Raw genomic sequence first — 15,985 nt, forward strand, 5'->3', positions numbered from 1 at the left:
GTCCGGTCGCATGACCCACTGAAGGTGGGGCGGAACCTCGTGGTGAGGTCCGCCCCTCCGGGCGGTCTCCGGTCATCCCACGCGCAGGGGGCGGCCCGCGAGCGCGTCGTCCGGCCACTCCCTCGACGCCCGCCGCAGGAGGGCGTCGGCGTCCGGGCGGCCGGCGGAGAGCTGTTCCAGCTCCCGGCGCAGACCGTCGGCGACCGCCGGGTCCGGCAGGACGAGGGGATCCGTCAGCTGCCACACCGCGTGCAGCAGCCGGCGCACGCGCGCGTGGAGGGCCGGGTCCGGGCGGCCGAGTGCCACCGTGCCCCGGTCGTCGTCCCGGCCGTCGGCGTCGTACGGGGCCGACGCGATGAAGGCCAGGGACCGCAGCCAGCTGCGGGGGTCCGCCCCGTGGAACGTGGCGCCGAGGTGGGCCACCGCGAAGTCCGTTTCCCCCAGGGCGAGTTCGTGGTGGGCCCGGTAGGTCGCGCGGTCCGGACCGCAGTGGTCGGCCAGGGCGCGGTGGACCGCCCGGCCGCACTCCCCGTCCGGGTCCCGGTGGCGCAGCCGGAGCAGGAGCAGGGTCCGCAGGAAGGGGTCGCCCACGAAGTGACCGGGCGCCGGGGCGTGGCCCTCCCGGGCGAGGCGTTCCTCCAGCGCCAGTACGGCCGACTCGCCGAAGCCGTCCGGGAGCCGGGACCCGGCGAGGGCGAGGGCGAGCGCGGAGTCACGGTCGTGGGCGGCGGCGAGAACGGCCAGCTCGTCGAGGTGGCTCTCGTCCGGGAGGAGACGGGCGAGCAGGACCCGGTACGTGGGCCGTCCACCGTGTTCCTCGTGTTCCTCGTGTTCCTCATGGTGCTTGTCGTGCACGACCATGGCGGCCGACAGCAACCCGGGGAGGGTGGTGATCCCTCGGGGCAGGTTCTGGCGGGCCGACTCGGCGATCAGGGCCGTGCCGAGCGGGCTGCCGCCGGTCAACCGGTGTGTCGCGTCAGGGAGTCGGGGAGGGACCGGCACGCCCGCACAGGCCGCGCCGATGACGTGGAGCGTCTCCTCGGGGGAGAGCGGGGGGAGCGGGATCAGCAGGGCTCGGGACGACGGCGTGGCGCCCGGTGTCCAGCCGCTGGTGCGGGTCGCCTCCGGCAGGGTGCGGCGGGCCGCGTTCCGCAGCGCCGGGTGGCCCTGGCCGCGCAGCCCGGCGAAGAACGCCACCTGGTCGGCCCGGCCGTCCGCCCGGTCCCGCAGCACCGACTCCAGCAGCCGCCGCCCGGCCGCCTCCTGCACGTTGTCGAGCAGGATCACCGGCCGCCCGGCCCGCTGCGTACGCGGTACGACCCCGGCGACCCCCGAGTACGCGTCGTCCAGGTCCGCCAGCAGCGCCCGTACGAGGTGGTGTTCGGCGTGGGTGCGCGCGTCGCCGCCCGCCCTGAAGTGCCGGGAGAGGAGGACCAGGCCGAGCTTCGGGTTCCCGGCGGCGTTCGGGTGGTCGCGGTACCAGACGGCACCCCGGCGCAGCCGCCGGTGCGAGGACGACATCCCCTCGCTGAACGCCTCCAGTGCCGTCTCGATGGTCGCCTCGACCACCGGGCCCTGGTCCGACATCGACGACACCAGCCGGGCCACGGTCTTCCCCACCCACCGCCCCGCCAGCCAGCCGCCCGCGTCGCTCAGCAGCAGGACGCGTTCCGCCTCCGCGCAGATCCGCGACAGCGCGCGGTCGCCCCAGCCACCGGCCGCGACGGCGAGCAGCCCGCACGCCAGCCGGGGGAACGTGATCCGCCCGGCCCCGGCTCCGGCCACGGGCTCGCCGAGCTGCTCCGCGATCGCCGACAGCGCCTCGTACACGGGCGACCAGGTCTCCGGGGGCCGGCCCGGGGGAGGTCGGTCGAACCGCGTCTCCTCGCCGTCGATCAGCGCGACGGGCGTACGACTCCGGTACGCCTCCCACAGCCCCCGCAACGCGACGCTCTTGCCGAGCCCCCGGCCTCCGGCGAGCACGATGAAAGGGGGGCCCTCCGGGGGGTGGAACGCGGTGGGTATGCCGAAGAGGGCGTGGGTCTGCGTCGTCGCCGTAGTCATAGCTGCTGTGGTTATCAACAGCTGGGGAGACAGGGGCGGTTGTTTCGGAGTAGGGCGAACTATGACCGAACAGTGCCTATGAAGGAGAGCCAGGCGGTTCGGCTGATGACCAATACGGGGCCGTCAGGGTTCTTGCTGTCGCGAACGGGGACGAGGGTGGCGTGGGTAGCGGGGGCGACTTCGACGCAGTCGCCGCCGTCCTCCCCGCTGTGACTGCTCTTGATCCAGATCGCCGCGCTCAGCTGGCACCTGTCCATGCTGCTCGTACCCCTCCATCACGTTGCTGATCAGGGCAGCAGACTCACGGGCTGATGGGATGTCCGCCCTGAGCACATCATAAATCCGGCTGCCGTTGGCGTAGAGCTCCGGATCGTTGATGAAGTGGCCACGGCCCTGCGATTCCGAGTAGATCCACCGCTCATCAGGCAGTTCGATCAGGGACATGGAGACCCTGGGGCGGACGAGCCCATAGGCGCCTGTGGGCGCCACCTGGATACGGATGTTGGGGCGCTGCCCGGCACTGAGGAGATGCGCGCACTGCTCACGCATGATCTCCGGACTCCCGACCGGATTGCGTAGACAGCTCTCGTCCAGGATCACGACATACAAAGGGCCGCCGTCGTCCAGAAAGCGTGGCTGGCGGCTCATCCTCGCCCGGACTCGTTCCTCCAGCTCGTCACCGGTCGCGACCAGGGAGAACAACGCGCGTGCGTAGCCCGGAGTTTGCAACAGGCCGGGGATGAGCTGCTCGTGATACGCCCGCAGCGCCACCGCCTGCTCATCCAACTCGACCCTGCGCGCGAACCAATCGGGATGCTGGACCTCCGGATACCAGTCGATCTTCTCCCACATACGGGCCAACACCCCACCCGTGTCCAGCACTTCATCGCACCGTTTCGCGAACTGATCGCTCGGGACCCTCGTGCCCGCCTCGATCTTCGCGACCTGCGACCGATCGCACGGGATCTGCCTCGCCAGCGCCTCCTGCGTCAGGAGCGCACCCTCGCGGTAGTGGCGCAACACCTCGCCGAACAGTGCCGCGTTGCTCGCCCCGCCGGGAGCCCCCTCCGCGTTCCGTCGCATGGTCACGTCCCCCTCGGATGTCCACGTGCCAAAGCCCAGTGCCACACGTCCCGCATTGATTGCGAGCGTTCCCTTCGGCAACGCTGTGTATACCCAGAGTGACAGAGATGGCTGTGGAGTGCGCGTGGAACCAGAAGGGCAGCTTGTCTACGATCCGCGGACGCGGCGCGTGGGTGAGTACCGGGACAGGGTCGGGCCGTACGCGATGCTGCGACCGGTGGGCGGCGGCCGGGAGTGGGAGGCCGACCCGGCGGCGCTGCGGCCGGCGACCCCGGCCGAGCGGATCGGGGCACAGCTCCGGGCGGCCAACCGCCGTACGAAGAGGAGGGTGTGACGTTGCGTCAACTTGAGCCCCTGGGTCCGCCGCCCGTTCCGGTGACCGGATGCACCGCGTGCGCGGAGCTGGCCGTACGGCGGGACGAGGCGCGGGCCCGGTACGACCGGAGCGCGGAGACGGACGCGAACGTGCTGCTCCGTCACCATCAGCGACGGGAGCACACCGTCGGGGGTGCCCGCCGTGTGTTCCGGTACGTGCCGTACGTCATCGCGCAGGACGCGACGGCGGAGCCGGAGTACGAGGCGCGGTGTGTCTCGGGCGACGAGACGGAGTGCGGGGCGGAGTCGGGTGTGCACCACGATCCGGCGGGCGTGGAGGAGTGGCAGCGGCGGCACACACAGGAGACCCGGCATCTGCGCTACCGGCGGAGCTTCGGGGACTACTCGGTGCTGGAGCCGTTGGAGGAGGTGCCGTTGTGAACGTGGCGGCCGGGAACGTGGCCGTTTCGGCGCTTGCCCGTGCGGGCCGGTTCGACAGAATGATCATATGGCGAACGATGAGAGTGGAGCGGGTTCCGGGGGCCAGCCGGAGGCGGCATCCGTCGCCGTCGGTCTGTCCGTCGGCATGCTGACCGGCACCGCGGTCGGGATCGCGCTGGGGGTGGCCGTCTTCGACAACCTGGCGACCGGGCTGGCGATGGGCATCGGTGTGGGTGTGGCGATGGGCAGCGGTGCGGGTGTGGCGCTCGGTGTGGCGTTCCGGAACCGGCGGGACTGAGGCGCGTGTGCGGCACGTGCGGTGTATGCCGCATGTGCTCAACTTGCCTATAGGCCAAGCAAGTTGGCTTTTGCGGAAAGAAATCCTCCGGTCACCGAACCTCCTCCGGGCATCGCGCATCTTCAGTCGCGTAAGCCGCGTAGGCACGCACCGACCTCGCGTGCCGGCCGTATCCGAGGGGAACCCGACACACCATGAAGAGCAAGCTCACCGCCGTGGCCCTGGCCGCTGTCGTCGTCGCCGGCACCGCCGCCACCGCCGTCCCGGCGTCGGCCGCCGCGCCGACCCGCTGCCACACCGCCGACCTGAAGGCCGGCTTCGCGACGGGCGAGGACGCGGCGCCGGAGATGGGCCAGACGGAGAACCAGACCCAGGCGTACATCTGGTTCACCAACAAGAGCGCGCGCACCTGCACCCTGTCCGGCTTCGCCGGTGTCGACATGGTCGGCGCGCAGACGACCGACGGCACGTGGTCGCTGGTGCGCTCCTCCAAGGCGCCGGTGAAGTTCACCCTGGAGCAGGGCGACACGGTGGACTTCAGCATCACCCTGCTGCCGGTGGCCAAGTCCACGCCGAAGGCGGAGAAGTTCGTCCCGTCGAAGTTCGTCGTCACCCCGCCGAACGAGACGACGTCCTTCACGCTGGCGTGGCCGTTCGGCGGCCAGATCCTCAAGCAGGACGCCGCCACCCACCCGGCCACCTACCTCAACCCGATCGGGTTCTGACCGGAGGCCGCGAGTCTCACGGGCTCACGGCCGGTCCGGGCCCAGGGCGTCGCGCACCGCGGTCAGAATGGCCTCGGTGTCGGCGCCCAGCGCGCGGGCGGAGGACGTGAAGTCACGGGCGAGGGTGGCGAGTTGGACGGTGTGCGGGCGGGCGGGGCCGGTCCGGGGCGCGGCGACCCGGGTGCCGGCGCCCCGGCGGGTGCGGACCAGCTCGCCGGCCTCCAGCTCGCGGTAGGCGCGGGCCACCGTACCCGGCGCGAGACCGAGGTCCGTGGCCAACTGGCGTACGGTCGGCAGCCGTTCGCCCTCGGCCAGCCGGCCGGTGACGATCAGCGCGGCGAGCTGCGCGCGGATCTGCTCGTACGGCGGGACCTGGCTCGTGGTGTCGACCCGGACGGCGGGGTCACTCATCGTCCGGTGCTCCGCCCTCGGTCGCCTCGTTCTCGACCGCGCGAGGGGCCACGACCGTGACCAGGGACCAGACGACGGTGAACAGGTTCAGCAGGGCCAAGGGGTAGAACACCCAGAACGTGAGCGCGCCCAGCACCCCGGCGCAGCCCGTCTCCGTCAGCGAGACGGAGATCATCAGCACGGCGTACAGCTGCTGGCTCGACACCAGCAGGCCCCAGGCCCCGGTGACCGCCCACGCGCGGTCGCGGCGCTGCTGCTCCCCGCCCGGCCCGTGGGCGATACGGCGCAGGGCCCAGACGCAGGTCGGGGTCGCTATGGCGAGCGCGCCGAACATCGGGAGGCTGTAGTACAGCCCGGGCCAGGGGCCGAGGGTCGCGCGCATCCCGTTGCAGGTGACGGCGACGACCTTGCCGGTGCTGAGAATCCGGTCGGGGTCGACGGTCGCCGTGGCGGCCGTGATCACCAGCAGGACGGCGAGGGAGACCCCCTGGAGGACGATCAACGGGCCCATGTGCGGCGGCACATGGTCTCTGACCAGGCGCGGGGCCAGACTCGCCGTGCGGACCGCGTCCTGCGGGCGCAGGGTGAGCGCGTCGGCGAGCAGGACACCGGCGACCGCGCACAGGCCGAAGGCCGTGAGGCAGAACACCACGCGCTGCTCGAACTCGACGTGCCCCAGCGTGGACAGCGCCTGCGCGGCGATGAGTCCGACGGCCAGCCCGGACCAGCGCGCGTAGTGGTCGGCGTGGTCGAGCAGCCGGTGCTGGAGCGGGGCCGTGTCGAGCATGCGGAGATCCCCCCGGATCATCTTGTATCAAGCGGTGAGTACAAGATGCCGTGAGCCCTCATCTTGTGTCAAACACTCGGTACAAGATGAGGGCTGAGGGCTGAGGACCGCCGGTCAGTCGACCGCCGGTCAGTCGACCGTGATCGAGTCCAGCTGTGCCCGCAGGTACACGTGGGAGTCCACCGGCGGGTGCGCCACGCGGCCGACCGGCGCCGGGACCGACTCCACGATCGTGCCCGGGGTGCACTCGCCGAAGTAGACCAGCGACATCAGCTCCTCGGCGGGCTCGTCGGCCGGGGGCGGCAGAACGCGGTGGCGGCCGGAACGCCAGCGGTCACCGGTCCAACGGGCCATCAGATCACCGATGTTGATGGTGAAGGCGTCCGGGTCGAACGGGGCGTCCTCCCAGCCGCCGTCGTCCGTGTACACCTGCAGCCCGCCCTTCCCGGCCTGCCGGTCCAGGATCGTGACCGTGCCGAAGTCGGTGTGCGGGCCGATCCGGAACTGGCCCGGCTCCGGGTCACCGATGATCTCCGTACCCGGGTACCAGTTGATGTTGAAGCCGTAGGTGGGGTGGCTCATGTGCCGGGAGAAGAAGTCCGGTTCGAGGCCGAGGGCCTCACCGAGGAGGGAGAGCAGCAGGTTCTCCAGCTCGCCCATGCGGGCCAGGTACTCCTCGCAGAGGGCGCGGAGGTCCGGCACCTCGGTCGGCCAGACGTTCGGCCGGTACCACTCCGCGTTCACCACCGGGTCGTCGAACGGCTCGTGCGTCGCGAACGTCAGCGACTCCTTGAGGTCCGGCGGGGTCTCCGTACCCTCCGCGTACCCGTTCGCCTCGGCCCCCGGCCCGAGCCAGCCGCGTCCGCCGACCTTCACCTCGTACGCCTGCTTGGCCGCCACGGGCAGTACGAAGAAGGCGCGCGCGGCCTCCCGGATGCGCGTCCGGAGCGCCGGATCGACGCCATGGCCGGTGACCAGCAGGAAACCGGCGCTCTGGAGCGCCTCGTCGACGGTCCGGGCGATCCGGGCACGGTCCTCGGGGCCGCCGTCGGCCCAGGGGCGCAGATCGATGGTGGGGATACGGGGGCGGGGGCCGCCGGGGGTCTCGGGTGTCGTCGTCACAGGGTCACTCACCGATGTCCTCGTTCCACAGAGCCGGTTCGCGCTGGATGAAGTCGCGCATCAGGGCCACGCACTCCGGATCGTCCAGCACCAGGACCTCCACACCGTGCTCGGCCAGCCAGTCGTGCCCGCCGTGGAAGGTCGTGGCCTCCCCGACCACCACCCGTGAGATCCCGAACTGCCGCACCAGCCCGGAGCAGTACCAGCACGGCGAGAGCGTCGTCACCATCGTCGTACCGCGATACGTCCGCTGCCGTCCCGCCGCGCGGAACGCGGCCGTCTCCGCGTGCGTGGACGGATCGCCGTCCTGGACACGGCGGTTGTGCCCGCGCCCGAGCAGGGTCCCGTCCGGCCCGTAGAGCGCGGCCCCGATCGGGACACCGCCCTCCGCGAGCCCGGCCCGCGCCTCCTCGACGGCGGTGACGAGCCATGCGCGTGCCTGTGCCTGGTCCTGTGCCTGGTCCATGGCGACACACTGCCCGAGACGCGCCGGGATCACGTGCGCGGCGCCGGATCGGCCGGGAGGAGGGTGCCCAGAGGGCCGAGGTCGAGGTTGAGGTCGTCGAGGGTGAGGCCGTAGCGGTCGCAGAGCTCCGTCATGCGGTCGTGCAGGACCATCAGGGTCATGCCGAGCCGCTCCTCCTGGTCCTCGGTGAGATTGCCCTGGTCGACGCGGTGCAGGGCCTGGCGCTCCATCAGCTGGCGGAGCAACTCGACGATGGTGAGGACGAGCCGGACGAGGTCCCGCTCGACCGTGTCGGGGTCGGTGCGCAGCCGGCGGGCCACGCCGCCGGTGCCGGACCGGCCGGGGGCGGGCGGCGGGGAGACGTCCTCCGGCCGGGCGGGCAGCAGGGAGAACGCGCGGGTGGCGGCTTCACCGACCTCGCGGAGGCGGTCGGCAGGGGGGCCGCTGTCAGACCGGGGGGTCCGGGGGGCCCGGGGGGTCGTCATGTGCGCCGCCTCCTTCCAAGGGCGTCCGCTCCGGCAGGTCCAACGCCCACTGCTCGTCCATCTGTTCGCGTACGGCGACGATGACCGCGCGCAGCGACACCCGCACCAGGTCGATGTCCGCGACGCTGAGGACCAGGTCCCCGGTGAGGACGACACCGCCGCTGAGGAGCCGGTCGAGCAGGTCGATCAGCGCGACCTGCCGTCCGCTGATGGGGCGGTCGTAGTCGTCGTGGACGTCGTAGGCGGAGGCGGCGTCGTGGTCGCCGTACGCGCTCATCGTCGGCGGCCCCTCTCAGCGCCGGTCCTCGTCGGTGTCGGTGTCGTCGGCTTCCTCGGCTTCGACGACCTCGGCGTCCTCGATGTCGTCGATGTCGTCGTCCTTCACCGGCCTGCGGCGTTTGGGGCGGGGCTCGGCAGGCCGGGAGCGCGGACGGCTCTCCTTGCGGCGCTCGGGCGCACGGCGCTCGGCGGTGCGGCGCTCGGCCGTGCGGGGCTCTTTCGGGCGGCTCCGGGACAGCTCCGGCGGGGGCTCCTCGACGCGTTCGCGCAGTTCCCTGACCTCGGCGCGCAGCCGCTCGTTCTCGTCGGCGAGGGAGCGGCGGCCGTCGGAGCGGGTCGCGCGGGAGGAGAGGGCCGGGTCGTGCTCCCACCAGTCGATGCCGATCTCCTTGGCCTTGTCGACGGAGGCCACCAGGAGGCGGAGCTTGATGGTGAGCAGCTCGATGTCGAGCAGATTGATCTTGATGTCACCGACGATGACGATGCCCTTGTCGAGGACCCGTTCGAGGATGTCGGCGAGGTTGGCGCTGGAGCCCTGACCGCCGCCGTACGGGTACGGGCTCCGCGTCGGTGAGGTGGAGGGAACGGGGGAGTCGGACGGGGTCGGGGTCACGGCTCACTCGACCTCGCCTTCCCCCGCCCTTCGTCGTCGTCCTCGTCCTCGTACGCGCCCTCCTCGTCCTCCTCCTCGTACTCGCCCTCGGGTTCCTCGTCCTCCTCGTACTCGTCCTCGGCGGTCTCGTCGTCGTCAGAGCCGGCGGAGTCGTCATCGGTGTCGTCGCGGTCGTCCTCGTACTCGTCCGTGGCCTCTCCCTCGTCGTCCTCCCACTCACCGTCCTTGTCGTCGTCGTCGTCGTCGGCTTCGGCCTCGGCGGTCTCGTCGTCGTCCTCCTCCGGTTCCTGGACCTCGCCGTCGCGGATCTCGCCGCGCCAGCCGCCGGTGGCCTCGCCGCGCATCATGACGAACGTGCGGTAGAGCTTCAGATCGAGGCGGGCGCGGCGGCCCTGGGCCCGGAACAGCCCGCCGACCTTCTCGAAGAGCCCCTTGGGGAAGTACTCCAGGACGAGCAGCACCTTGGTGAGGTTGTCGCCGAGCGGGTGGAAGGTGACGACACCCCTGGTGGTCGCCTTCTCGCCCTCGGACGTCCACGCGATGCGCTCGTCGGGCACCTGTTCGGTGATGCTGCCGCGCCAGTGCCGGTTCGACTTGGCGACCTTGACGTGCCACTGGGTGGTGACCTCGTCCTTCTGCTCGACGCCGACCACGCCCTTGGCGAAGCGCTGGAACTCCTGGAACTGCGTCCACTGGTCGTACGCCTCGCGCACCGGCACACCCACGTCGATGTCCTCGATGATGGTGTGCCCCTTGCCGCTGCCGCCCGAGGGGTCCTTGCCGTGCCCCTTGCCGACGGCGTCCTTCACCGTCTCCGTGACCTTCTCGGTGACCTTGCCCGTGACATCCCCGGCCTTGTCGCCGACGGCGTCCTTCGCCTTGCCCGTGACGCCCTTCGTGACGCCCTTCGCCTTGTCGACCAGCGCGTCCTTGGCGTGCGAGGCGGTCGCCGTCAGGGCCCCCGTGCTCATGTCGCCCAGCTTGCGCGCGCCTTCGCCGAGCCCGTGGCCCACGCCCTGGAGCATCAGCTGCAGCCGGGCCTCGATGTAGTCCTCCAGCTCCTCCTTCAGCCGGGACGTGCCCGACCCCGCGTGCCCGTCGGACTCGTCGCGCGTTCTGCTGAGGGTGCCCGCCGAGCCGCCTTTCGCCGTTCCGCCCTCAGCCATCGTCCTGCCTCCTCGACCGGGTGCCGCTGCCGCTGCCGCTGCCAGTGCGGCTGCCACCGCTGCCGCTGCCGCTCTTGGCGCGGCTCGTGGTGGCGGTCTTCTTCGGGCGCGTGGTGCTCTTCGACTGCGGTGCGCTCTTCGAGCGGGGCGCGCCCTTCGCCTGCGACGTGCTCTTCCGGTCCGAGCCCGAGCCCGAACTGCCGCGCCGCGCCGACCCATCGTTGTCGCCCTCGTCCTCCTCGTCGTTCTCCTCGGCCCGTCCCCGCAGCCCGGCGGTGCGTTCGTGCAGGGTGCCGGCCAGGCTGTCGGCCTTCGATGACAGGACGGAGGTCGCCGCCGCCTTGCCCGCGTCCGTCAGTTCGCTGCGTATCTGTCTGGTGAGGTCACCGAGGAACGGGGCGTCCACCGCCTTGCCCAGCTGCCCGGGTCTGACCTGGGAACCGGCCAGCAACGCGCCGAGGCCGAGGGCGAGTTTGGCCTTCTTCGTCCGCCCCAGCAGATATCCGCCGAGGACGGCCGCGCCGATCGTGGCGTTGTTCATGACTCTGTCTCCCTCTGCCGCTGGAGCCGGTAGGCGCTGATCTCCTCCAGCCGATGCAGCAACTCCTCCTCGCGCCGCGCGAACTCCTCCTCGCCGACCTGTCCCTCGGTCCGCGCCCGCTCCAGCCTCACCAGCTCCTCCTGGACGGGTGCCGGGTCGTAGTACTCCTCCTCGGCGGCCTGGCGCACCTTGTCGACCACCCACCCGACGCCCCGCACGGGAGCGACCGGCAACGTCAGAATGGTCCCGATCAGTCCCACCACATCGCCTCCTCGGTCCAACGCATCGGTCCGACGCATCGGTCATACGAAGCTGTACGGCGGCAGCGGTCCGCGCAGCCGCAGTTCGACCCCCTCTCCCAGGGCCTCGGCCAGCTCCCCGCCGGCCTCGGAGAACTCCTCGGACCTCTCGCCGTCCACCAGGAAGGAGGCGTTCACGAAGTACTGCTCCGACGCCGGGGAGAGCTGCTCGGCCAGGGCGTACGGCCGCAGCGCGGCGAGGGCGGCCTGGCCCATCGCCTCCTGCCGGCCGTGCACCTCCTGGGCCACCAGTTCGCCGAGGGCGAGACGGTCCTCGTACGTCCCGCCGCCCTCGCGGATCGCGTCGTTCAGCTCGCGCGCCCGCGCGGAGTCGGCCAGGACGGCGCGCAACAGGGCGTCCTCGTCCTGCACGCCCTTGACGTTGAACTCCGCGCAGCCGGTCAGCTCGTCCAGGCGCCGGGAGAACGCCTCGGCCCGCTCCTGGAGCAGTGCCTCCACGGAGGCCTCGTCCTCGGCGACGAACCCGAAGCTCATCGGCAGGATGGCGCCCTCGGCCCACAGCTGCTCCTGGACGGTGTGGTGGGCCTCGACGTCCCGGCGGCTGACCGTCAGCACCTCGGGGGCCTCGCTGACGACGGCGCTGAGTCCGCCGTTGCTGACGGCGTGCAGCTCGGCCGGGTCCTCGCCGACGCCCTTGACGTCGTCCAGGCCCAGCGGATGCGCCGCCTTGGTGATCGCGTAGACGTACACGGACATCGCTTCGCTCACTCCTCACGGTCCCCGTCGTCACGGTCGCCGTCGTCGTCGCGCTGCCGGGAGGAACGACGGCTCGTGCCGCTGCGCGCCCCGGAGCGCACGCGTCGCTTCTCGCGCCCGTCGCGCTCGGACTCGCGCTCGTCGTCGTCCCCGCGCCCCTTCAGCGATTCGGTGACGGCCTCCACCGCGCCCGTGAGGGCCCCCTTGCTCTTGCCCTTGGCGCCCGACTCGGTGGTCTCGCCGACGATGTCCGTCAGCTGGGCGGGGGCCTTGCGCCCCGACTCCAGGTCCAGCCGGTTGCACGCCTCCGCGAAACGCAGATACGTGTCGACGCTGGCCACTACCACCCGGGCGTCGATCTTCAGGATCTCGATGCCCACCAGGGAGACCCGTACGAACGCGTCGATGACCAGTCCCCGGTCGAGGACGAGTTCCAGCACGTCGTAGAGGTTTCCCGAGCCACCGCCACGGGCGGCCACGGCGCCGCCCTCGCCCTGCGGCACCACAGTCACGATCTCTTCCCTTCCGATACGGGAAGCCGTACGTCAGGGGGCCGTGAACCGGTTCCGCGGCAGCGGGCGCCGGGCCTCTCGGCGACGGCCGCGGCCTCGTCGGCTCAGCGGGTGCCCCGGTCGACCTGCGCGCGCGTGTACCGGCGACCGCGCTCGTACGCCAGCAGCTTGCCCGCGGGATCCAGAACGACCCGGTAGCCGGCCATCACACTGGTCGTCTGCGGGACGCGCTCCAGCTCCAGGACCTCGACCTGGGCCTCCCAGCCCTCGTCGGTCGGCTTCAGCGCGGAAACGGACTCGGGAGCGCGGCCCAGCAACTCGGTGAGCTGCTCCAGCGCGCTCCGCATGGCCTCGGGCGCGGAGACCCGTTCCTCGGCGGCGTCGTCGTCATCGGCGTGCCGCCGCGACGAGGAACGGCGCTTCTCGGACTCGCGGCCGTTCGTCATCATCACCTTCTTACCCTTTGTCCATCATCGTCCTCATGTGCGGCATATGCCACCCCCTGGGGTGGCGCCAGGTAGGTGTGCAGGTGGCCGGCCCCCTCCAGCATCGCCGCCGTGCGGGCGGTCAGCGTGGCGTGGCGGGTGGTGACGGCACTGCGCAGGGCCTCGGTGCCGCCCTCGCGGCGGAGGTCGTCGAGGACGGGACGGATGTCGTCGAGGAGGTAGTGGGAGCGGCGCAGGGCGAGGACGAAGCGGGCGTCGCGCACCTCGTCGGGGGCGTAGTGGCGGTAGCCGGTGCCGCGTTCGCGGCGCGGGGAGAGCAGTCCGGCGGCCTCCCAGACGCGCAGTGTCGACGTCCGCACCCCGAGCAGCGCGGCGACCTCGCCGATCAGCAGGTCGGTGCCGGGCACGTCGTCCTCGGGCGGCTCCCCGGCCAGCGTGCGCAGCGCCTCGCTCGTCGCCCGCAAGGACACGCGCTCCGCGTGCAGCGCCGCGTGCGCCGCGTCCACCAGCGCGAGCGCCCCCGGTACGTCCCCCTCGTGCACGGTCCGCATGATCCGCGTGGCCGCCACCGCCCCGTACCCCTTGGACAGTGCCCGGTAGGTCAGCAGCGCCCGGCGGTGCGCGTCCTTGAAGACGCGGTACCCCGAGGCCGTACGCGGCACGGGCGGCAGCACCCCGGCCTCCTCGTAGTTGCGGATCTGCTGGGTGGAGACCCCGGCGAGCCGGGCGAGATCGACGGGCCGCAGCCGGGTGGGGGCGGGAACCGGGGCGCGGGCGGGGGTGGGGGCGGGTTGTTCGGGTGGGCGCATCGGGTTGAAGGTTAGGGCGGTCCGGCGGGGGAGGGGGCCGCTTCCTGTGTGACCGGGGCCACAGGGACGGCCGGTGCCGGGCGGACAGGGGAGTGCGTGGAACTTTCATTGCGGGCACGCGTACGGGACGGCGATCCGGAAGCGTTCGGCCGGCTCTTCCGGGAGCACGCGCAGGCCGTCTACGGCCATGCCGCACGGCTGACGGCCGACCGGAACACGGCGGAGGACGTCGTCTCCCTGACCTTCCTGGAGGCCTGGCGGCTGCGCGGGAAGCTGCTGTCGGACGGCGAACTGGCCGAGAACGCCGGGTGCGACCCCGGGGAGGGCGGTGCGGGGGAGAGCGGTCCCGGGGAGGGCGGCCCCGGGGACAGCAGTCTGCGGGCCTGGCTGTTCGGGATCGCCACGAACGTGCTGCGCAACACGCGCCGCGCCGCGCGCCGGCACAGCGCCGCCCTCGCCCGGCTCCCGGAACGCCCCGCCGAACGCCAGACCGTGCCCGACTTCGCCGACGCGCTGGTGGGGCGGATGGAGGACGCCGACCGGCTCGCCGCCGCGCGGGCGGCTCTCGCGGGGCTGCGCCGCCGTGAGCGCGAGGTGTTCGCGCTGTGCGTGTGGTCGGGGCTGAGCTACGCGGCCGCCGCCGAGGCCCTGGACGTGCCCGTCAGCACCGTACGGTCGCGACTGGCCCGCGCCCGGCAGCGCCTGCGCGGCCTCGCTGAGGCGGAACTCGCGCGGCAGCCCGTACGGCGCGAGAAACCGAGACCTCTCCCCGGCGGCGGACAGACACCGGGTGGCCGCACCGACGCGGCCGGGTCGGCACAGACGCAGGCACAGGCACAGGAGAGGGCCCGATGAACCCCGTGGAAGCAGAACGCGAAGAACTGGCCGGGCTGCTGCCCAGCCCGGGCGACCCGCTGCTGCCGGACGACCGGCTGGCCCGGCTGGGCGACCACCTCCATCAGGAGATCACCGGCGAGGCCACCGTCCGCATCACCGGGGCGCGCGCCGGTGATGCGGCCCCCGGAGCCCACTGGTCGCGGCTCTCCCGCCCGTGGCGCCGGTTCGCCCTGGTCGCCCTGCCGCTCGGGGTGGCCGCCGCGGTCCTCGCGACGGTGCTCACGACCGACGCGGTCACCGGCGGACCCGCCGTCGACGACGAGGCGGCCGGACTGCTCAAGCGCATCGCCACGGTCGCCACGGACGGGGAACCCACGCCCGTGCGCGAGGACCAGTTCCTCTACATCAGGACCCAGGGCAAGGCGACGGCCGGCGTCACGGCCGAGGCGTTCGAGGGCGCGCGGGACTCGAAGGACGCGGCGGACGCCGAGAGCGCGCGGGACGCGCGGAAGGACTACCCGTTCCGGCGCACCGACTGGATCTCCGCCGACGGCGAGCGGAAGGGCCTCGCCAGGACCACCTGGCCCGAGGGCCAGCCGATTCCGGAGGGGATGGAGGACGAGGATCTTCTGAGGCGGACGCAGGCGAAGGAGGAGGAGATGACGCTCTCCCCCGACCCGGAGCACAGCTACTACGGCGGACTGCGGGAGCTGCCCACGGACCCCGACAAGCTCTACGACGAGGTGTGGGCCGTCACCGCCGGCCAGGGCCCGACCCACGAGGAGGCCGCGCTGGAGTACATCAGCACGATGCTCGACGGGGCCCAGCTGCTGCCCGAACTGAACGGCGCCCTCTACCGGGTCGCCGCCCGTATCCCGGGTGTGCGGGTCGTCGGGGCGGCGCGGGACGCCGTCGGCCGCGAGGGCGTCGGCCTGGCCTTCGGCGAGGGCCACGACCGCGCCGTGTGGGTCTTCGACCGGGACAGCCTGGAGTACCTGGGCTCGGACCGCCTGGCCCTGCTGGAGGTCGGCGTCGTCGACAAGGTGGGGGAGACACCGGCCGGTTGAGACGCCGGCCGGTTGAGACGCCGGCCGGTCGAGACCCGGCGGGCGTCAGTCCTGGCCGTCCTTCTTGCCCGTGCCCTTGCCGTCGCCCTGGTCGCCGTTGCCGGGCTTGTTCGGGCGGTCCTCCTCCTGGCGCTTCAGCTCCTCCTCGCGGCGGCGGAGGTCGGCCTCCCAGCTCTTGAGGAGGGACTCGTCCTTCTTGTTGTCCTCGGCGAGGGACTTCAGGAACTCGGGGTTGTCGTCGGGGGCGACGTACTCGGTGCGGTGGCTGCGGTGCCACTCGGAGGGCGTGCGTCCGCCCTCGGGGACGTTCCGCAGCTTGCCGGCGGCGAGCCAGGCGATCGGCCCGACGATCCAGAAGAGCAGGATGATGAAGACCCAGGCGATCTTCGGCAGGTGCTTCGCCTCGTCCTCGGGGGTGTTCAGGCAGTCGATGAACGCGTAGATCGTCAGCGCCAGCGGCACGAGGTACATCAACACCCTGAGCATGGAACAGCCCCCTGGA

Annotated in this window: 23 protein-coding genes and 1 pseudogene; 6 read left to right on the forward strand and 18 right to left on the reverse strand. The window is 72.1% G+C overall.

Annotation, left to right across the window (positions count from 1 at the left end; translation table 11 throughout):
- Positions 1-72: 72 nt before the first annotated feature.
- The 3 genes and pseudogenes from J8M51_RS37250 to J8M51_RS37260 form a co-directional block, all read right to left on the reverse strand.
- Positions 73-2,064, reverse strand: coding sequence for a hypothetical protein (locus J8M51_RS37250; protein ID WP_267299828.1), 1,992 nt, complete (start codon positions 2,062-2,064; stop codon positions 73-75).
- A 59-nt stretch (positions 2,065-2,123) separates the two neighbouring features.
- Positions 2,124-2,231: pseudogene (locus J8M51_RS37255) on the reverse strand (DUF397 domain-containing protein); the annotation flags it as partial.
- Positions 2,188-3,147: a helix-turn-helix domain-containing protein gene (locus tag J8M51_RS37260; RefSeq protein ID WP_086764600.1), complete on the reverse strand. Its 960-nt coding sequence runs from the start codon at positions 3,145-3,147 to the stop codon at positions 2,188-2,190. The gene J8M51_RS37260 and the pseudogene J8M51_RS37255, both read right to left, overlap by 44 nt.
- A gap of 169 nt (positions 3,148-3,316) precedes the next feature.
- Between J8M51_RS37260 and J8M51_RS37265 the strand changes: the two genes are divergently transcribed.
- The 4 genes from J8M51_RS37265 (at position 3,317) to J8M51_RS37280 (ending at position 4,926) form a co-directional block, all read left to right on the forward strand.
- Positions 3,317-3,481 carry a hypothetical protein gene (locus J8M51_RS37265; RefSeq protein ID WP_236067985.1) on the forward strand — a complete coding sequence of 55 codons (165 nt, stop codon included), beginning with the start codon at positions 3,317-3,319 and terminating at the stop codon, positions 3,479-3,481.
- Positions 3,478-3,903, forward strand: coding sequence for a DUF7848 domain-containing protein (locus J8M51_RS37270; protein WP_086764590.1), 426 nt, complete (start codon positions 3,478-3,480; stop codon positions 3,901-3,903). Before J8M51_RS37265 ends, J8M51_RS37270 begins: the two co-directional genes overlap by 4 nt.
- Positions 3,904-3,970: 67 nt before the next feature.
- Positions 3,971-4,201, forward strand: coding sequence for a hypothetical protein (locus J8M51_RS37275; RefSeq protein WP_086764588.1), 231 nt, complete (start codon positions 3,971-3,973; stop codon positions 4,199-4,201).
- Between the two features lie 194 nt (positions 4,202-4,395).
- Complete coding sequence (locus J8M51_RS37280; protein WP_086764585.1) at positions 4,396-4,926, forward strand: DUF4232 domain-containing protein; 531 nt, start codon at positions 4,396-4,398, stop codon at positions 4,924-4,926.
- A 24-nt stretch (positions 4,927-4,950) separates the two neighbouring features.
- On the opposite strand, the gene J8M51_RS37285 is transcribed toward J8M51_RS37280, so the two are convergent.
- The 14 genes from J8M51_RS37285 to J8M51_RS37350 all read right to left on the reverse strand — a co-directional run bounded on the left by J8M51_RS37285 (position 4,951) and on the right by J8M51_RS37350 (position 13,579).
- Positions 4,951-5,337: a GntR family transcriptional regulator gene (locus J8M51_RS37285; protein ID WP_086764582.1), complete on the reverse strand. Its 387-nt coding sequence runs from the start codon at positions 5,335-5,337 to the stop codon at positions 4,951-4,953.
- Complete coding sequence (locus tag J8M51_RS37290) at positions 5,330-6,124, reverse strand: hypothetical protein (protein ID WP_236067987.1); 795 nt, start codon at positions 6,122-6,124, stop codon at positions 5,330-5,332. The genes J8M51_RS37285 and J8M51_RS37290 overlap by 8 nt, the downstream gene beginning before the upstream one ends.
- 129 nt (positions 6,125-6,253) lie before the next feature.
- Complete coding sequence (locus J8M51_RS37295) at positions 6,254-7,258, reverse strand: isopenicillin N synthase family dioxygenase (protein WP_267299829.1); 1,005 nt, start codon at positions 7,256-7,258, stop codon at positions 6,254-6,256.
- Positions 7,251-7,712, reverse strand: a complete 462-nt coding sequence (locus J8M51_RS37300) for a nucleoside deaminase (protein WP_086765143.1) — start codon at positions 7,710-7,712, stop codon at positions 7,251-7,253. Before J8M51_RS37300 ends, J8M51_RS37295 begins: the two co-directional genes overlap by 8 nt.
- A gap of 29 nt (positions 7,713-7,741) precedes the next feature.
- Entirely contained in the window at positions 7,742-8,197 is a 456-nt protein-coding gene (locus tag J8M51_RS37305; RefSeq protein WP_267299830.1) for a gas vesicle protein K, read from the reverse strand.
- Complete coding sequence (locus J8M51_RS37310) at positions 8,160-8,474, reverse strand: gas vesicle protein (RefSeq protein ID WP_267299831.1); 315 nt, start codon at positions 8,472-8,474, stop codon at positions 8,160-8,162. Before J8M51_RS37310 ends, J8M51_RS37305 begins: the two co-directional genes overlap by 38 nt.
- Before the next feature lie 15 nt (positions 8,475-8,489).
- Positions 8,490-9,089 (reverse strand): gas vesicle protein, encoded by a 600-nt coding sequence (gene gvpJ / locus J8M51_RS37315; RefSeq protein WP_267299832.1) that lies wholly within the window; start codon positions 9,087-9,089, stop codon positions 8,490-8,492.
- A complete protein-coding gene (locus J8M51_RS37320; RefSeq protein WP_267299833.1) occupies positions 9,086-10,255 on the reverse strand; it encodes an SRPBCC family protein in 1,170 nt (389 codons plus the stop codon). Before J8M51_RS37320 ends, gvpJ begins: the two co-directional genes overlap by 4 nt.
- Entirely contained in the window at positions 10,248-10,796 is a 549-nt protein-coding gene (locus J8M51_RS37325; protein WP_086759706.1) for a hypothetical protein, read from the reverse strand. Before J8M51_RS37325 ends, J8M51_RS37320 begins: the two co-directional genes overlap by 8 nt.
- Entirely contained in the window at positions 10,793-11,056 is a 264-nt protein-coding gene (locus J8M51_RS37330; protein WP_086759709.1) for a gas vesicle protein GvpG, read from the reverse strand. The genes J8M51_RS37325 and J8M51_RS37330 overlap by 4 nt, the downstream gene beginning before the upstream one ends.
- 42 nt (positions 11,057-11,098) lie before the next feature.
- On the reverse strand, positions 11,099-11,812 hold the full coding sequence (locus J8M51_RS37335; protein WP_216870226.1) for a GvpL/GvpF family gas vesicle protein: 714 nt from the start codon (positions 11,810-11,812) through the stop codon (positions 11,099-11,101).
- A gap of 8 nt (positions 11,813-11,820) precedes the next feature.
- Entirely contained in the window at positions 11,821-12,318 is a 498-nt protein-coding gene (locus tag J8M51_RS37340) for a gas vesicle structural protein GvpA (RefSeq protein WP_086759703.1), read from the reverse strand.
- Between the two features lie 110 nt (positions 12,319-12,428).
- On the reverse strand, positions 12,429-12,770 hold the full coding sequence (locus tag J8M51_RS37345; protein WP_086759702.1) for a gas vesicle protein GvpO: 342 nt from the start codon (positions 12,768-12,770) through the stop codon (positions 12,429-12,431).
- Positions 12,771-12,772: 2 nt separating this feature from the next.
- Positions 12,773-13,579, reverse strand: coding sequence for a MerR family transcriptional regulator (locus J8M51_RS37350; RefSeq protein WP_267299834.1), 807 nt, complete (start codon positions 13,577-13,579; stop codon positions 12,773-12,775).
- A 96-nt stretch (positions 13,580-13,675) separates the two neighbouring features.
- Here J8M51_RS37350 and J8M51_RS37355 point away from each other — a divergent pair, with 96 nt between their 5' ends.
- On the forward strand, positions 13,676-14,434 hold the full coding sequence (locus J8M51_RS37355; RefSeq protein WP_267299835.1) for an RNA polymerase sigma factor: 759 nt from the start codon (positions 13,676-13,678) through the stop codon (positions 14,432-14,434).
- Positions 14,431-15,483, forward strand: coding sequence for a CU044_5270 family protein (locus tag J8M51_RS37360; protein ID WP_267299836.1), 1,053 nt, complete (start codon positions 14,431-14,433; stop codon positions 15,481-15,483). Before J8M51_RS37355 ends, J8M51_RS37360 begins: the two co-directional genes overlap by 4 nt.
- A gap of 45 nt (positions 15,484-15,528) precedes the next feature.
- Here J8M51_RS37360 and J8M51_RS37365 read toward each other — a convergent pair whose 3' ends face one another.
- A complete protein-coding gene (locus J8M51_RS37365) occupies positions 15,529-15,969 on the reverse strand; it encodes a PLD nuclease N-terminal domain-containing protein (protein WP_086763451.1) in 441 nt (146 codons plus the stop codon).
- Between the last annotated feature and the right edge of the window lie 16 nt (positions 15,970-15,985).

Origin of the sequence: Streptomyces griseiscabiei (assembly GCF_020010925.1) — a bacterium.
Classification (GTDB): Bacteria; Actinomycetota; Actinomycetes; order Streptomycetales; family Streptomycetaceae; genus Streptomyces; species Streptomyces griseiscabiei.

Coding starts and splice junctions, on each gene's coding strand:
- J8M51_RS37310 (WP_267299831.1), bottom strand. CDS start 8,474: ATGAGCGCGTACGGCGACCACGACGCCGCCTCCGCCTACGACGTCCAC.
- J8M51_RS37365 (WP_086763451.1), bottom strand. CDS start 15,969: ATGCTCAGGGTGTTGATGTACCTCGTGCCGCTGGCGCTGACGATCTAC.
- J8M51_RS37305 (WP_267299830.1), bottom strand. CDS start 8,197: ATGACGACCCCCCGGGCCCCCCGGACCCCCCGGTCTGACAGCGGCCCC.
- J8M51_RS37260 (WP_086764600.1), bottom strand. CDS start 3,147: ATGCGACGGAACGCGGAGGGGGCTCCCGGCGGGGCGAGCAACGCGGCA.
- J8M51_RS37335 (WP_216870226.1), bottom strand. CDS start 11,812: ATGTCCGTGTACGTCTACGCGATCACCAAGGCGGCGCATCCGCTGGGC.
- J8M51_RS37250 (WP_267299828.1), bottom strand. CDS start 2,064: ATGACTACGGCGACGACGCAGACCCACGCCCTCTTCGGCATACCCACC.
- J8M51_RS37320 (WP_267299833.1), bottom strand. CDS start 10,255: ATGGCTGAGGGCGGAACGGCGAAAGGCGGCTCGGCGGGCACCCTCAGC.
- J8M51_RS37275 (WP_086764588.1), top strand. CDS start 3,971: ATGGCGAACGATGAGAGTGGAGCGGGTTCCGGGGGCCAGCCGGAGGCG.
- J8M51_RS37360 (WP_267299836.1), top strand. CDS start 14,431: ATGAACCCCGTGGAAGCAGAACGCGAAGAACTGGCCGGGCTGCTGCCC.
- J8M51_RS37280 (WP_086764585.1), top strand. CDS start 4,396: ATGAAGAGCAAGCTCACCGCCGTGGCCCTGGCCGCTGTCGTCGTCGCC.
- J8M51_RS37290 (WP_236067987.1), bottom strand. CDS start 6,124: ATGCTCGACACGGCCCCGCTCCAGCACCGGCTGCTCGACCACGCCGAC.
- J8M51_RS37345 (WP_086759702.1), bottom strand. CDS start 12,770: ATGACGAACGGCCGCGAGTCCGAGAAGCGCCGTTCCTCGTCGCGGCGG.
- J8M51_RS37350 (WP_267299834.1), bottom strand. CDS start 13,579: ATGCGCCCACCCGAACAACCCGCCCCCACCCCCGCCCGCGCCCCGGTT.
- J8M51_RS37325 (WP_086759706.1), bottom strand. CDS start 10,796: ATGAACAACGCCACGATCGGCGCGGCCGTCCTCGGCGGATATCTGCTG.
- J8M51_RS37300 (WP_086765143.1), bottom strand. CDS start 7,712: ATGGACCAGGCACAGGACCAGGCACAGGCACGCGCATGGCTCGTCACC.
- J8M51_RS37285 (WP_086764582.1), bottom strand. CDS start 5,337: ATGAGTGACCCCGCCGTCCGGGTCGACACCACGAGCCAGGTCCCGCCG.